At 66.6% G+C, this 14,600-nt stretch carries 14 protein-coding genes; 9 read left to right on the top strand and 5 right to left on the bottom strand.

Annotated features, from left to right (window positions below; all coding sequences use genetic code 11):
* Positions 1 to 5: 5 nt before the first annotated feature.
* Together INQ40_RS10785 and INQ40_RS10780 are read left to right on the top strand one after the other, a co-directional pair.
* Entirely contained in the window at positions 6 to 1,709 is a 1,704-nt protein-coding gene (locus INQ40_RS10785; protein ID WP_194340425.1) for a proline--tRNA ligase, read from the top strand.
* 147 nt (positions 1,710 to 1,856) lie between these two features.
* Positions 1,857 to 2,234 (top strand): H-NS histone family protein, encoded by a 378-nt coding sequence (locus tag INQ40_RS10780; RefSeq protein ID WP_194340424.1) that lies wholly within the window; start codon positions 1,857 to 1,859, stop codon positions 2,232 to 2,234.
* Between the two features lie 94 nt (positions 2,235 to 2,328).
* Here the strand turns inward: INQ40_RS10780 and INQ40_RS10775 are convergent, their stop codons facing one another.
* Positions 2,329 to 3,600 carry a threonine/serine exporter family protein gene (locus tag INQ40_RS10775; protein ID WP_194340423.1) on the bottom strand — a complete coding sequence of 424 codons (1,272 nt, stop codon included), beginning with the start codon at positions 3,598 to 3,600 and terminating at the stop codon, positions 2,329 to 2,331.
* A 71-nt stretch (positions 3,601 to 3,671) separates the two neighbouring features.
* Here INQ40_RS10775 and INQ40_RS10770 point away from each other — a divergent pair, with 71 nt between their 5' ends.
* Genes INQ40_RS10770 through INQ40_RS10750 form a run of 5 tightly spaced genes read left to right on the top strand, consistent with a single transcriptional unit; the run spans position 3,672 to position 9,365 of the window.
* Positions 3,672 to 4,790: an MlaE family lipid ABC transporter permease subunit gene (locus INQ40_RS10770; RefSeq protein ID WP_194340422.1), complete on the top strand. Its 1,119-nt coding sequence runs from the start codon at positions 3,672 to 3,674 to the stop codon at positions 4,788 to 4,790.
* Positions 4,787 to 5,602: an ABC transporter ATP-binding protein gene (locus INQ40_RS10765; protein WP_228482003.1), complete on the top strand. Its 816-nt coding sequence runs from the start codon at positions 4,787 to 4,789 to the stop codon at positions 5,600 to 5,602. The genes INQ40_RS10770 and INQ40_RS10765 overlap by 4 nt, the downstream gene beginning before the upstream one ends.
* Positions 5,602 to 6,528 carry an MlaD family protein gene (locus INQ40_RS10760; protein WP_194340421.1) on the top strand — a complete coding sequence of 309 codons (927 nt, stop codon included), beginning with the start codon at positions 5,602 to 5,604 and terminating at the stop codon, positions 6,526 to 6,528. The genes INQ40_RS10765 and INQ40_RS10760 overlap by 1 nt, the downstream gene beginning before the upstream one ends.
* Before the next feature lie 47 nt (positions 6,529 to 6,575).
* The gene (locus INQ40_RS10755) at positions 6,576 to 7,205 is read left to right on the top strand and encodes an ABC-type transport auxiliary lipoprotein family protein (RefSeq protein WP_194342536.1); all 630 of its coding nucleotides are present in this window, start codon (positions 6,576 to 6,578) and stop codon (positions 7,203 to 7,205) included.
* A gap of 51 nt (positions 7,206 to 7,256) precedes the next feature.
* Positions 7,257 to 9,365 carry a glycoside hydrolase family 99-like domain-containing protein gene (locus INQ40_RS10750; protein WP_194340420.1) on the top strand — a complete coding sequence of 703 codons (2,109 nt, stop codon included), beginning with the start codon at positions 7,257 to 7,259 and terminating at the stop codon, positions 9,363 to 9,365.
* Positions 9,366 to 9,526: 161 nt separating this feature from the next.
* Here INQ40_RS10750 and INQ40_RS10745 read toward each other — a convergent pair whose 3' ends face one another.
* The 4 genes from INQ40_RS10745 to INQ40_RS10730 all read right to left on the bottom strand — a co-directional run bounded on the left by INQ40_RS10745 (position 9,527) and on the right by INQ40_RS10730 (position 12,673).
* The gene (locus tag INQ40_RS10745) at positions 9,527 to 10,159 is read right to left on the bottom strand and encodes a CoA transferase subunit B (RefSeq protein WP_194340419.1); all 633 of its coding nucleotides are present in this window, start codon (positions 10,157 to 10,159) and stop codon (positions 9,527 to 9,529) included.
* Positions 10,159 to 10,905: a CoA transferase subunit A gene (locus tag INQ40_RS10740; RefSeq protein WP_228482002.1), complete on the bottom strand. Its 747-nt coding sequence runs from the start codon at positions 10,903 to 10,905 to the stop codon at positions 10,159 to 10,161. Before INQ40_RS10740 ends, INQ40_RS10745 begins: the two co-directional genes overlap by 1 nt.
* Before the next feature lie 138 nt (positions 10,906 to 11,043).
* Positions 11,044 to 11,859 carry a DsbC family protein gene (locus tag INQ40_RS10735; RefSeq protein ID WP_194340418.1) on the bottom strand — a complete coding sequence of 272 codons (816 nt, stop codon included), beginning with the start codon at positions 11,857 to 11,859 and terminating at the stop codon, positions 11,044 to 11,046.
* 100 nt (positions 11,860 to 11,959) lie between these two features.
* A complete protein-coding gene (locus INQ40_RS10730; protein ID WP_194340417.1) occupies positions 11,960 to 12,673 on the bottom strand; it encodes an SIMPL domain-containing protein in 714 nt (237 codons plus the stop codon).
* Between the two features lie 146 nt (positions 12,674 to 12,819).
* Here INQ40_RS10730 and INQ40_RS10725 point away from each other — a divergent pair, with 146 nt between their 5' ends.
* Together INQ40_RS10725 and INQ40_RS10720 are read left to right on the top strand one after the other, a co-directional pair.
* On the top strand, positions 12,820 to 14,049 hold the full coding sequence (locus INQ40_RS10725) for a cation:proton antiporter (protein WP_194340416.1): 1,230 nt from the start codon (positions 12,820 to 12,822) through the stop codon (positions 14,047 to 14,049).
* A 166-nt stretch (positions 14,050 to 14,215) separates the two neighbouring features.
* The gene (locus INQ40_RS10720; protein ID WP_194340415.1) at positions 14,216 to 14,563 is read left to right on the top strand and encodes a zinc ribbon domain-containing protein; all 348 of its coding nucleotides are present in this window, start codon (positions 14,216 to 14,218) and stop codon (positions 14,561 to 14,563) included.
* The last annotated feature ends 37 nt before the right edge of the window (positions 14,564 to 14,600 follow it).

Genomic DNA, 14,600 nt, shown 5'->3' with positions numbered 1-14,600 from the left:
CCGCCATGCGCCTCTCGCAATTCCATCTCCACACCAGCAAGGAAGTCCCCGCCGAGGCGGAAATCATCAGTCACAAGCTGATGCTCAAGGCCGGGATGATCCGCAAGCTGGCCTCCGGCCTGTACACCTGGACGCCGCTGGGCCTGCGCGTGCTGCGCAAGGTCGAGCGCGTGGTCCGCGAGGAGATGGACGCCGCCGGTGCGATCGAGATGCTGATGCCCGCCGTGCAGCCGCGTGAGCTGTGGGAGGAGACCGGGCGCTGGGAAAAATTTGGCGGACAGTTGCTGAAAATCCAGGACCGCAAGGAAGCCTGGTACTGCTATGGCCCGACCCACGAGGAAGTCGTTACCGATTTCGCGCGCCAGGAGTTGGCCAGCTACAAACAGCTGCCGGCGTGTTTCTACCAGATCCAGACCAAATTCCGCGACGAGATCAGGCCGCGTTTCGGCGTCATGCGCGCGCGCGAGTTCCTGATGAAGGACGCCTACTCCTTCCATCTGGATGACGCCGACCTGGACCGCCAGTACGAGGTGATGCACGAGGCATACAACCGCATATTCACCCGACTGGGGTTGGAGTTCCGTGCGGTGTTTGCCGATACCGGTGCGATCGGGGGCAGCGCCTCGCACGAGTTCCACGTGCTGGCCGCGTCCGGTGAGGATGCGATCGCATTCTCCGATGCCTCCGGCTATGCCGCCAATGTCGAACTGGCCGAAGCACTGGCGCCGGGTTCACGAGCGGCTGCCGGCGAGAACATGACCCGGGTGGAAACCCCGTATCAGCGCACCTGCGAGGCAGTGGCGGAGCTTCTCGGAGCCGATCTGGAGCGCACCGTGAAGTCCGTTGCCGTGGTCGGCGAGGAGGGTTTCGTTCTCGCGCTCGTGCGCGGCGACCACCAGATCAACGAGATCAAGCTGGCCAAGCTTCCCGGACTGGCCGACTACCGGATGGCGACGGAGGCCGAGATTCTCGAGAACCTCGGCACGGAGCCTGGCTTCATTGGCCCGGTGAAGCCGCTCAAACCGGTGCACGTGATCGCCGACCGCAGCGTGGCGGCGATGACCGACTTCGTCGTCGGCGCCAATGAAAAGGGGTTTCATCTGGCCGGGGTCAATTGGGGCCGCGACCTGGCCGAACCCGATGCGGTCGCCGATATCCGAAATGTGATCGCTGGCGACCCGTCGCCCGACGGCAGTGGCAGCCTGCAGATTGCCCGGGGTATCGAGGTCGGCCACATCTTCCAGCTCGGCCGCACATATGCCGCGGCCATGGATTGCACGGTGCAGGACGCCAATGGCAAGGCCGTGACGCCGACCATGGGCTGTTACGGGGTGGGCGTGTCGCGCATCGTCGCCGCCGCGATCGAGCAGAACCACGACGCCAACGGGATCGTCTGGCCCGAGGCGATGGCGCCGTGGCAGGTGGTGATCTGCATCATCAATCCCAAAAAAGACCCGGCGGTGGTGGTCGCGGCTGAAGCGCTGCACCGTCAATTGCTTGGAATGGGCATCGAAGCGGCAATGGATGATCGCGGTTTGCGTCCCGGCGCGATGTTCGCCGATATGGAGCTGATTGGCATCCCGCACCGGATCGTGGTTTCCGAGCGCGGCATTGTCGCTGGTACCTTCGAATACCGGCATCGGCTGGCCGAGGCGTCCGAAAATATCGGGCTGGACGCATTGCTGATCCGGATCGGCGCCGGTGCTTGATCGCTCATTGCGCAAACCTGGGGGCAAGTAAATGAATGCCGGGCCGGCCGGGATAATAGTCAGCGTTTACTAACTCCGCTCGCCGGCCTAGTATTGGCTCGCCGGCCGTGCCGCGGCCGAGTTTCACCAATTCCCGGAGAATCCCCCATGTCAGTCGATATTGAATCCCTGTCAGCCAAAGAACTCACCGCGCTGATCAACGAGGCGAAGAAACGCAAGACCACGCTGAGCAAGCGCAAGCCCATTACCCAAGCGCGCAAGCGTGTAATGCAGGCGGCGAAGAGCGAGGGCTATACGATTGCCGAGCTGTTCGGCGCCGGCGGTGCCGCGGCGGCTGAACCACGTGTGCGCGCCAGTGCGCCGCGTAAAGCGCGCAAGACCACCGGCAAGGTCGCGCCAAAGTACCGCAATCCCGAAAACGCCAACGAGACCTGGACCGGCCGCGGCCGCCAGCCGCGCTGGTTGACCGCCTTCACCGATGCCGGCCGCAACCGCGACGAGTTCCTGATCAACCCCGAGGGTTGATGCCGGGACGCACTGGATCGAACTTCTCCGGCGATGCGCCGGCAGCAGGGAAACGCCGGCGAATGCCGGCGTTTTTCTTTCTCGCTTCAGTTATCTAGAGGTTCTTGCGCGTGGGCAGGAGCAGGTTGCCAAACAGCAGTCCGGCAATGACCGCCAACAGGATGTTCACCACCGCCATCAGCGCATCTTGTCCCACACCCACGTCCTGACGCTGGACCAGGTCCATCATTCCGCGCAGGCTGACGCTGCCCGGCAACAGCAGGATGATACCCGGCACCCGGACCAGTGCGCCGGGGCGGTCAAACCACCGCGCATAACCGTTCCCCGCCACCGTCAATACCAGCGCGGCCAAGAAGATTCCGACCGGACTGCCCCAGGCCAGCCCCCCATAGCGCGAGATCAGATAACCCGTCGCGGCGGAAATCATCACCAGTGGGTAATCGCGCACGTGCGCCCGGAACAGCACCGCAAACGCCAGTGATGCGGCGGCCAACGCCGGCCATTCCACCCATGGCGGCTGCGGTCGCAGCGCGCGCACGGCGGGCTCCAGGCCGACCAGGTGCGCCAGGTAAAGGGCGATGACCGTCCCCAGCGTCAACTTGAGCACCGTCGATAGCGCTCCGGCCGCGCGCGCCGTGCCGGACACCAAGTGCTGGCTGGTCAACTCGTTCATGGCGTTGGTCAGCGAAAGACCCGGCAGCAACACGATCAGCGAAGCGATGATCACCGTGTTCTGGTTGAGCGGCGCGATGAAGGTCGCCACCAGCACGACCACCAGCGTCGCGACCATCGCCAGCAGCGCGTCGGAGGCCTCGCGCAAGCGTGGTCGCGACGCCCCCAGCAGGGTCAGCACACCGATCAGCACGCCGTTGAATCCGGCCACCGCGATATCCAGCCACGGCAAGCGCAGCAGTCCACCCACCGCCGCTGCCACGAGGCCGAACGCCATGACCTGCAGGGCCTGGGCCCAGCGCGAGGGCGGCGTGTCCAACTCGCTCAGCGCCTCGAAGGCGGCCGCCAATCCCATCTCGCCGGCAATGACCGCCTCGGCGATGCGGTCCGTCTCGACCAGGCGCTGCAGGTCGGTGTCTCCCGGAGGCAGGCGGATCACGCGGGTGATGTCGCTGTGCCCCGGCAGCTGCTGCGGATCGCTGAAGGACATGATCAGGGCCGTCGGGCTGACCCAGGGCTCGCACTCCACGCGCAGGCGCTCGGCGACCGACAGCAACGCGCCTTCCAGGCGCTGGGCGGTGGTGCCGTACAGGTGCAGGCGCTCGGCCAGCTCGACCATGAAGGCGATGCGGTCGGGATAGCTGGCGTTGCTCAGCGGAATGGTGGCGGTGGCGTGGGATGACGTGCTGATCATCCCGCTAGGATCGCACGCGGGCCGGGGACCACGCGCTGTGCATGGGTCGCGCATGTATCCTTCGATCACCCATGAGTGCATCCAACCCTTCGCCACCGAGCTTCGCCCCCGATGACCGCGACGGCGGTCGCCAGGTGCTCGCCGGCCAGTGGACGATCGAACAGGCGCAGGCGGTCGGTGATCAGTTGGCATCCATGCCCGAAGACACCCGCGTGCTGGATGCCACTGGCGTGGACCGGCTCGATTCGCTGGGCGTGCTGCAGTTGCTGCGCTTCGCACGCGAGCGTGGGGTCGACTTCCAGGCGTTTGAGTTCCATCCCGACCACCGCGCGCTCGTTGCAGTCATCGACGACGTCACCGATGAGCGGTTGCCACGTCCGCGCGAGTTCGGCGTGCGCGAGGCGCTGGCACGGCTGGGCCGGGCCGTGGCCGGCAATTGGCGCGAGGCGCGCGCGCTGCTGGGGTTTTTCGGCGAGGTGCTGGTCAAGATGCTGCGACTGGTCCGCGACCCCAGGCGGTTCCGGCCCACCGCCACCGTCTTCCACATGGAGCAGGTGGGACTGGACGCGGTGCCACTGGTGGCGCTGCTGTGTTTCCTGGTCGGCGCGGTGGTCGCGTTTCTCGGCGCGAACGTGCTGCGTGACTTTGGCGCCACGATCTTCGTTGTCGAGCTGGTGAGCATCGCGTTCCTGCGCGAGTTCGGCGTGCTGCTGACCGCGATCATCCTGGCCGGCCGAACCGCCAGTGCGTTCACCGCCCAGATCGGCGCCATGGTCGGCCGCGAGGAGGTCGACGCGATGCGCACCCTGGGACTGGATCCGGTCGACCTGCTGGTGATTCCGCGGGTCCTTGCGCTGCTGGTCACCCTGCCGCTGCTGACCTTCGTGGCGATGATGGCGGGCTTGCTGGGCGGGCTGACGGTCGGTGCATTCAATCTGGACATTCCACCGCAGCAGTACCTGGCGCGGATGCAGGACACGATGTCGCTGAAGCATCTGTGGGTCGGGCTGGGCAAGGCGCCGGTGTTTGCGCTGGTCATCAGCCTCATCGGCTGCCTGGAAGGCCTGCAGGTGAAGGGCACCGCGCAATCGCTGGGCGAGCGCACCACCTCCAGCGTCGTGCAGTCGATCTCGCTGGTGATCGTGCTGGACGCGTTCTTTGCGATCTGGCTGATGGAGATGGGCTGGTGACGGCCCCCGCGGATCCCCGCCCGATCATCCGCGTGCGCGGGCTGGTCAACCGCTTTGGTGCGCAGGTGGTGCACGACGGGCTCGACCTGGACGTGATGCCCGGAGAGATCCTCGGCGTCGTCGGCGGATCGGGCACCGGCAAGTCCGTGCTGATGCGTTCCATCCTTGGCCTGCGCCGTCCCAACGATGGCAGCATCGAGGTGTTGGGCGTGGATGCGCTCAGCAGCGACAGCAGGACGCGCAGGCATATCGAGCAGAACACCGGCGTGCTGTTCCAGGACGGCGCGTTGTTTTCGTCGCTGACAGTGGGCGAGAACGTCGAGGTGCCGCTGAAGGAGTACTGCCCCGACCTGTCGGACTCGCTGCGCTACGAGCTGGCCTTGCTCAAGGTGAAACTGTCGGGATTGCCCGGTGACGCGCTGGAGAAGTTTCCGTCCGAGCTGTCGGGCGGCATGCGCAAGCGTGCCGGCGTCGCGCGTGCGCTGGCGCTGGATCCGCCATTGCTGTTCCTCGACGAACCCACCGCCGGCCTGGATCCGATTGGCGCGGCCGCCTTCGACCGCCTGATCCGGACCCTGCAGCAGGCGCTCGGGCTCACCGTGTTCCTCATCACGCACGACCTCGACACCCTTTACGCTATATGTGACCGGATCGCCGTGCTGGCAGACGGCAAGGTCGTGGCCTGCGCCCCGATCGAAGAAATCGAACAATGCGAGCACCCGTGGGTGCGTGAGTACTTCCACGGCCCCCGGGCCCGCGCCGCGCAGGATGCCGGCTCGGCCGCCCGCCCGCTCAACGAGGTCGTCCCCTGATGGAAACCAAGGCCAACTACGTCCTGATCGGCGCGTTTACGATCGTCATGACGCTCTTCCTGCTGTTTTTTGCGCTGTGGGCGGCCAAGTACTCGACCGACAAGAGCTGGCAGAGCTATCGCGTGATCTTCAACGAGCCGGTCACGGGCATGAGCGAAGGCAGCAGCGTGCAGTACAACGGCATCTCGGTGGGCACCGTGGAGAAGCTGCGCCTGGCACCCGATGATCCGCGCCGCGTGATTGCCACGCTCAAGGTCCAGGCCAGCGCGCCGGTGAAGACCGACACGCGCGCCAAGATGTCGATGACCGGCATCACCGGCAGCCCGATCATCCAGCTCACCGGCGGCGACCCGGCCAGCCCGCGGCTGGTGGACGTGGACAAGAGCGAGACCCCGGTCATCCAGACCGAGGCCTCCGCGCTGCAGAACATCGCCGATACCGCCAACCGGCTCGTCGCGCGCATGGACCAGTTGTTGAGCGAGGAGAACGTGGAGAGCGTGGCCCGCACGTTGGCCAACGTCGAGACGCTCACCGGCGCGATATCCGATCAGCGCGAAGACCTCAAGGCGTTGATCACCCATGCGCGCGCATCCAGCGAACAGCTGGAAGCGACCATCGGCAACGCCAATACCGCCGTGCTGAGCATCGACCGCGAGCTGGTGAGCAAGTTGCCGCAACTGGTCGCGCGGCTGGACCACACGCTGGCCCGCCTCGACTCGGCGGCCATCGGCGCCGACGGCATCGTCAACGACAACCGCGCGGCAATCAACAGTTTCGCCAACGACGGATTGTCCCAGCTTGGCCCGACGCTGAGCGAGCTGCGCGGCCTGGTGCGCGACCTGCGCCGGGTAAGCGACCGCCTGGACAGCAATCCGGCCCGCTACCTGCTCGGCCGCGATTCGCTCAAGGAGTTCGAACCCGAATGAACACCAACACGACCACGTCCCGCCCACGCAACCGCGGGCTTGCCGCTATGCGTACCGCGCTGCTGTTGTTCGGGTGCCTGTTGCTGGCCGCCTGCTCGGTGCTGGGCAACAACACCCGCGACCGCGCCACGGTGTACGACCTTGACCCGCGGGTGCAGGCGGATCCTTCGTGGCCGCGGGTGGACTGGCAGCTGTCGCTGGCCAAGGTGAACGCAACGCGGGTCGGCGACAGCCTGCGCATCGCCGTGCGTCCGTCAGCCAACGAGTTGCAGATCTACAAGGGCGCCAGTTGGGCGCGAATCCCGACCGACATGCTTGAGGGCGCGATATTGCGCACCCTGGAGGACTCCGGGCGGATTGCCGCGGTCGCGCGCCAGGGCAGCGGGATGAGCGCGCAGTACCGCCTGATGCTGGAAGTGCGGCGTTTCGAATCCGACTACGATGCGCCCGCGGCGCCGCCGACGGTGGTGATCGAGGTCAACGCCAAGCTGCTGCACATTGCCAGCCAGCGCGTGGTCGCGTCGCGTACTTTCCTGCAGCAGGCGCCGACGGCCAGTACATCGATCGAGGACGTGGTGCAGGCGTTCGACCAGGCCCTGCACGCGGTGACCGGCGAGATCGTGGGTTGGGTGCTGACCAGTGGCAGAACCGCCGACGCGTCCCGCGAGGACGTCTGAGCGGGGTCTTGCACCGGTCCGTGCGAGCCAACCCCCTGTAAGCTGCGCGCCATGCCGAATGCCAGAAATCTGATGCGCATCGCGCGCGAACGCTTGTTCCACGTATTACGCGTCGCCTTCCGGCTGGTGCCGCTGGGCGAGGCCAGGCGCGACCACTGGCGGCAGTGGTTTCTGCAGCGCTTCCCGGACGTGCGTCCCGCCGCGATCCCCGGCCAGTCGTCCGGGGCCACTCCGGCGCGACGCGCGCTGGCGACGTCCGATGGCCGGGCGCTTGGATACCGCGCCCACCAACCCGAAGCGCTGCCTGCACCGCTCCCGGCGACCTTGGTCGCGTTCTACCTGCCACAGTTCCATGCCATTCCAGAGAACAACGAATGGTGGGGCGAGGGCTTCACCGAATGGCGCAATGTCGGCCGCGCGCTGCCGCAATTCCAGGGGCATGCACAGCCGCGTTTGCCCGGTGCGCTCGGTTATTACGACCTCACCCATCCCGAGACGATGCGGGCGCAGGCCAGGCTCGCACAGGCGTACGGCATTTCTGCCTTCTGCTGCTATTTCTACTGGTTCCAGGGCGAGACCCTGCTGGAAGCCCCGCTGCGCCAGTGGCTGGATGATCCGTCCATCACGTTGCCGATCTGCCTATGCTGGGCGAACGAGAGCTGGGCGCGACGGTGGGACGGTCGCGCGGGCGAGATCCTGGTGCAGCAGAGCCACGATCCCGACGACGATCTGGCCTTCATCGCCTACGTATCGGACTATTTCCGCGATCCGCGTTACCTGCGCGTCGATGGCAAGCCGCTGCTGCTGGTGTACCGCCCCGGTTTGCTGCCCGATCCGGCCGCGACGGCTGCACGCTGGCGCCAGTGGTGTGACGGCAACGGCGTCGGCGAGATCTGCATTGCCTATGTGCAGGGGTTCGAACGCCCTGATCCGGCGACGCTGGGGTTCGATGCGGCGGTGGAGTTTCCGCCCAACCTGTCCACGCCGGCCGACATCACTGCGGATCAGGTGCTTGTCAACGACGCGTACACCGGTCAGGTACTGGACTGGCGCGAACTGGCGACCGACTACAGCCGACGGACGTCACCGACGTATCGGCTTTTCCCGGCCGTGAACTGCGGTTGGGATAACGAGCCCCGCCGTCCGGCGCAGGGCCGTACCTATCTGCATGCCGCCCCGCGGCGCTATCGGGACTGGCTGACCGCCGCCATCGGCCGCTCCGGACGGGACACTTCGGCAGTCAACCGGAACCCGGCTCCGCTGGTCTTCGTCAATGCCTGGAACGAATGGGCCGAGGGCGCGGTGCTTGAGCCCGATGCCCGGCTCGGCCACGCCTGGCTGCATGCAACGGCGGACGCATTGCGCAGCGCTGCGAAGGGGCCGGCGGCGAGCAGGAAAGCCAAAGTAGCGACGCGCCCGTGCGTGGTGATCCACGCCTGGTACGTCGATGCGTTTGCTGGTTTGCTCGACGCGCTGGCTGCACTTGCAGCCCCCATGCGATTGGTTGTGACCACCGGACAACAACAAGCCAGGCAGATTTCAGCCGAACTCGCGCGCCGCGGGATGACCGCCGAGGTGGAAGTCCACGAGAATCGCGGCCGCGATATCCTGCCGTTCCTGCGTGTCGCAGACCGTCTGCTCAACGAGGGCGAGACGCTGGTACTGAAGCTGCATACAAAACAGTCGCCGCACCTTCAGCACGGGTCGAAGTGGCGGCGCGAGCTGATCGATCGGCTAGCATCGCCCGAACGCAAAAAGAAGATCACGGAAGCCTTTCAGGAAACTCCATTGCTCGGTCTAGTAGCTCCGGAGGGACACTTGCATCCGCTGCCACATTACTGGGGCGCCAACCGTGACAACGTTCGCCATCTGGCAACCAGGTTGGGGATCCAAAAGCCAGAGGCCTTGGCCGACCACTTTGTTTCCGGCAGTATGTTCTGGGTGAGGCTGGAGGGGTTGCGGCCGTTGCTGGACGCGCATCTGGACGAGTGGGAGTTCGAGGCCGAAGCCGGCCAGCTCGATGGCACCTTTGCCCATGCGGTCGAGCGGGTATTCGCCCTGTGCGTTCGCGAGCATGGCATGCGGGTAGTGGACGCTGCGGCCCTGTGTGGGGACGCTCCCGTGGCCGCCGGAGCGTATCCATATGCGAGGCGCGACTGAGTCGCGACGAACAGGCACGGCGATCGCCCCGGCCTCCACGGCAGTGCCGCAGAAGCGCTGGAGTGTTTATGTCGCAAGACGCCCACGACGGCCGGAGCGATGCATCTCGCCAAACAACGAAGCCGCCCTCAGGCGGCCTCGTCATTCAGATCCGGAAGCGCTCAGGCCTGAGTGAACTCTACCCCGGTTTTGCTGCGCAGTTCGTCCTCGCTCACGCCCGGCGCCAGTTCGACCAGCTTCAGCCCATCGTCGGTGATGTCTATGACTGCCAGGTCGGTGATGATGCGGCTGACGACGCCCAGACCGGTCAACGGCAGGGTGCACTCGGGCAGGATCTTCGGCTCGCCATGCTTGGTGGTGTGCTCCATCAGCACCACGACGCGCTGCACGCCGGCAACCAGGTCCATCGCGCCGCCCATGCCCTTGACCATCTTGCCGGGCACCATCCAGTTGGCCAGGTCGCCCTTGTCGGTGACCTCCATCGCGCCCAGGATCGCCAGGTTGATGTGGCCACCGCGGATCATCGCGAAGGAATCGTGGCTGCCGAAATAGCTGGCGCCCGGGCGCGCGGTGACGGTCTGCTTGCCGGCGTTGATCAGGTCGGCGTCCAGTTCGTCCTCGGTCGGGAACGGGCCGATGCCGAGCAAGCCGTTCTCCGACTGCAGCCACACGTCCATGCCGTCGGGGATGTAATTGGCCACCATCGTCGGCAGGCCGATGCCGAGGTTGACGTAGGCGCCGTCGGTGAGTTCCTGCGCGGCGCGCTGCGCCATCTGCTCGCGTGACCAGCCCATTACTTGCCTCCTTCGCGCACGGTGCGCTGCTCGATGCGCTTCTCGGGGTTCGGGTTGTGCACGATCCGGTCCACGTAGATGCCCGGCAGGTGCACCTGGTCGGGGTCGATCTGGCCGATCTCGACGATTTCTTCCACTTCCACTATGCAGACCTTGCCCGCCATCGCGCAGGCCGGGTTGAAGTTGCGCGCGGTCTTGCGGAACAGCAGGTTGCCCGCCTTGTCCGCCTTCCACGCCTTGACCAGCGCCACATCGGCGACCAGAGCGGTCTCCATCACGTAGTGCTTGCCGTTGAACTCGCGGGTCTCCTTGCCCTCGGCGACCACCGTGCCGTAGCCGGTGGCGGTGAAGAAGGCCGGGATCCCGGCGCCGCCGGCGCGCAGGCGTTCGGCCAGGGTGCCCTGCGGGGTGAATTCCAGTTCGAGCTCGCCGGCCAGAAACTGGCGTTCGAACTCCTTGTTCTCGCCGACGTAGGACGACACCATCTTGCGGATCTGGCGTGTCTCCAGCAGCAGGCCCAGGCCGAAGCCATCCACTCCGGCGTTGTTGGAGATTGCGGTCAGCCCGGTCACGCCGGAGTCGCGCAGGGCCTCGATCAGTGCCTCGGGGATGCCACACAGCCCGAATCCGCCAACCGCCAGGGTCTGGCCATCGGCCACGACACCCTGCAGCGCGGTCTTTGCATCGGGGTAGATCTTGCTTTTTGCTCCGCCGACCGGCGGTGACACGGCACTGGCCTGGGCCATGACGAAACTCCTTGTTCGGGATGACGCCAGTCTAGCGCGACGCCCGCTGCGCGCCGAAGCGTACGTTCGGCCAATGGTCGCGGGCCAGATGCAATGACGCCGCCCGCAGGCGGCGCCGACACGGTCATCAGTGGGTGGTCAACCGTCGCTGGCTTCCAGCTTGTCCAGCGCGGCGCGCAGTGCCTTGGCGGGCAGGTAGCCGCCTAGCTGGCTGCCGTCGCGGGCGATGATCATCGGCGTGCCGGTCAGCCCGACGCTTTGGCCGACCTTGTACTGGTCGGCGACCGTGTTCCTGCAGTTGCGGCTTTCCACCTCACCGCTCGACTTGGCCTTGGTCAGCGCGCTCTTGCGGTCGGGCGAGCACCAGACCGAGACCATGTCGTTGTAGCCTTCGCTGCCGATGCCCATCCGCGGGAACGCCAGATACTCCACCGCGATGCCTTCGGCGTTGTACTGCTTGATCTCCTCGTGCATCTTGCGGCAGTAGCCGCATTCCACGTCGGTGAACACGGTGACGGTGTGTTTGGGGTTGGGCGGCGCGAACACGATCCGCTCGCCGGCCGGAATCGTCTGCAGCAACTTGTTGCGCATGCCGCCCAGGGTCGCCTCGCTGAGGTTCTTCTGGGTCCGGGTGTCGAGCAGCCCACCGCCGGCGCCGGTGAACAGCAGGTAATTGCCGTCGTCGCTGACGTAGATCACCTGGCCGCCGACGACCGCCTCGCGGAAGCCGGGCATGGGCGCTTTGCCCACGTAGTCGACCGTGACCTCGGGGTTGAGCGCGGCGATGGCGGCGACCGCGCGCTCCTCGGGTGAGCCGGGGGCCGGCTTGGTGGTCTCGGCGGGGGCCGCTGCAGCGGCCTGCGCCCGCTTCGCATCGTCGGCGGAGGCGGGCGCCTTGGCGCATGCGGAGATGCTGAGCAGGCCGAACGCCGCGGCCAGTAGGAGTCGCTTCATGGAGGTTCCTGACGGTGCGGACGCGCGAGGCGCGGCGCGAAAACAAGGGGAGCGCATTGTTGCACGCGGCGCCTGCGCGGCGACCGGGACCCGCGCGGCGTCAATCGCGCAGGAAGTACTCTACCGTCGTCACCACGCGCACCCGCTTGATCTGCGGGCTGCTCTGGTCGCGATCGCTGATGCTGACCACGCCCTGGTTGGCGCTGCGGATCCCGTCCAGCCGCGAATCGGAGTCCTTGGCGAACTGGACCGCCGAGTCGCGCGCAGCCGCCGTTGCCTCGGCGATCAAGGCCGGCTTGATGTCGTTGAGCTTGGTGTAGTCGAACTCCGGCGAGCTGTCCTCGCCGATCATCACGCCCTGGGTCACCAGCTCGCCGGTGCGCCGGACGGCTTCCAGCGCGCCCGCGACATTGGTCGTGCGCAGGCTGACCGTGGTCGCGTAGCGGTAGCGCTCCGGCGGCCGGCTGTCGCCGTAGGCCCACGCCCAGCGGTCTTCCAGCCGTGGCGGCGACACCACGATCTCATCGGCCTTGAAACCGGCGGCCTCGAAGAACCCGCGGATAATCGCGGTGTTCGCGTCCAGGTGGCGCTGGACCTCGCCCAGGTCGCTGCCGCCCACGGTGTGCGGCAGCGGCCACACCACCAGGTCGGCATCGACGATCTTCTCGGCCGAGCCCTTGACCACCACGTAGCGATCAGCGGTCTTCAGACGTTCCATGCCCCTGGCGGCGAACCAGCCGGCGCCGGCCAGCCCGACCATCAACAGGGCGGCGGCGATGATCGGGAGCGCGGGGCGGACAGTGATATTGGACATCTTCGGGTTTCCCGACGGGTGTGTCGGGCAAGCGTACACAACCCGCGACGTGCCGGCAGGTGTGGCCTGCATCGCGTGCCGGGGTTGTCAGTGGCCCGCGTGGCGCCGACTATGCACGCCGACCTCGCGTGCCGACGGCTGCTGCCATGAACAACGAACTGATCTACCTGCTGCTGATCTTCGGCCTGCTGGTCATCCCGCGGGCGCTGCAACGCTTCCAGCTGCCGGCACCGATCACCTGCCTGTTGCTGGGCCTGGGCGCGGTGCTGATGTGGGGCGAGCGCATGAACGATTCGGTGATCGTGCTGCTCTCCACCCTGGGCATCTCCTCGCTGTTCCTGTTCGCCGGGCTGGAGGTCGACCTGTCGGCGCTGCGCAAGGAGCTTGGCCGGCTGCTGGTGTACCTGACCACCCAGATCGCCTGCCTCGTTGGCGTCGCCTGGCTGGGCTGGAAGTACGCCGACCTCGGCTGGCAGGCGGCGGCGCTGGTGTCGCTGGCACTGCTGACGCCGTCCACCGGCTTCATCGTCGACACGCTGGAGCGCCTGGGCCTGAACGCCGACGAGCGCTTCTGGGTGACCAGCAAGGCCATTGCCGGCGAGTTGCTGGCGCTGGCCGCGTTGTTCGTGGTCCTGCAGGCCGGCGATCCGACCCAGCTGGCGATTTCGTCGGGGGCAATGGTCTTGATGATGGTCGGCCTGCCGCTGGTGTTCATCGCGCTGGGTCGTTGGGTGATGCCGCACGCCCCGGGCTCGGAGTTCTCCCTGCTGGTGATGGTCGGCCTGGTCGCGGCGTATATCACCTACAGCCTGGGGGTGTATTACCTGGTGGGCGCGTTCATCGCCGGCCTGGTGGCGCGCCTGCTGCGCTTCCGCATGCCGCTGCTCGCCTCGGACGAGAACATCCACGCCTTGCGCCTGTTTGCGACCTTCTTCGTGCCGTTCTACTTTTTCCATGCCGGTACCGAGATCTCGCGCGATGCGCTGACCTGGGAGGCCGCCGGCCTGGGTGTCGTGCTGACGCTGGTGATCGTGCCGCTCCGGATCGCACTGGTCTGGCTGCAGCGCCGGGTGATGTTTGGTGAGGGCCACAAGAGCAGCATGAAGGTGTCGGTGGCGCTCGCACCGACGCTGGTGTTCACGCTGGTGATGGCCAATATCCTGCACAAGGAATTCGGTCTGTCCGCCACGTTGTTTGGGGCGCTGATCCTCTACACCACCCTCAACACGCTGCTGCCGTCGCTGGTGTTCCGCACCCCGTTTGATGTCGATCTGTTTGACGCCCCCCTGCCGCCGCATCCGGAGGACCGGATGGGCAAGGCGGGCGAAGCGGGTGAGGCGCCTGCGGTGGCGAACGGGCCGACCGCCCTCACGTAAGCGTGTAGGCCCTCCCGTATTGCGTGGCGGGACTTGAATGCGCGGGCTTCGCCCCCATTCCAGCTGGCGCGCGCACCGCGCTGTACGCATCGCCGATCCGGGCCCCGCCCGGTCGGCGCACCGACTGTCGATCCGACGCGTTTGCTGACTCAAGGGTTCTGTTCCCATGCCGATCTATGCTTTTGAATGCGCCGCCTGCGGTCACGATTTTGATCGCCTGCAGAAACTGTCCGATGCCGATCCCATCGATTGCCCGGTGTGTGCCAAGCCCGAACTCAAGCGTCAGCTGACCGCGCCGCAGTTCCGCCTGTCGGGCACCGGCTGGTATGAGACCGACTTCAAGAAGGACGGCGACAAGAAGCGCAACCTGGCCGGCGACGGCGCAGCGCCGGACGCGCCAGCGAAGGGCGGCGAGTCCAAGCCCGAAGCCAAGCCGGAGTCCAAGCCGGCGGAGGCGAAGTCGACTCCGGCTGCACCGCCCACAGCCAAGCCCGCGCCAGCCGCCGGCGTCTGAGCGGGTTCCCGGAACCGGCGGCCAGCCCGTTAAACTA

The organism is Lysobacter sp. H21R4 (assembly GCF_015277535.1).
GTDB lineage: Bacteria > Pseudomonadota > Gammaproteobacteria > Xanthomonadales > Xanthomonadaceae > Novilysobacter > Novilysobacter ciconiae.
Note: the sequence above shows the minus strand (reverse complement) of the source record. Positions and strands in the feature narration are given on the sequence as shown.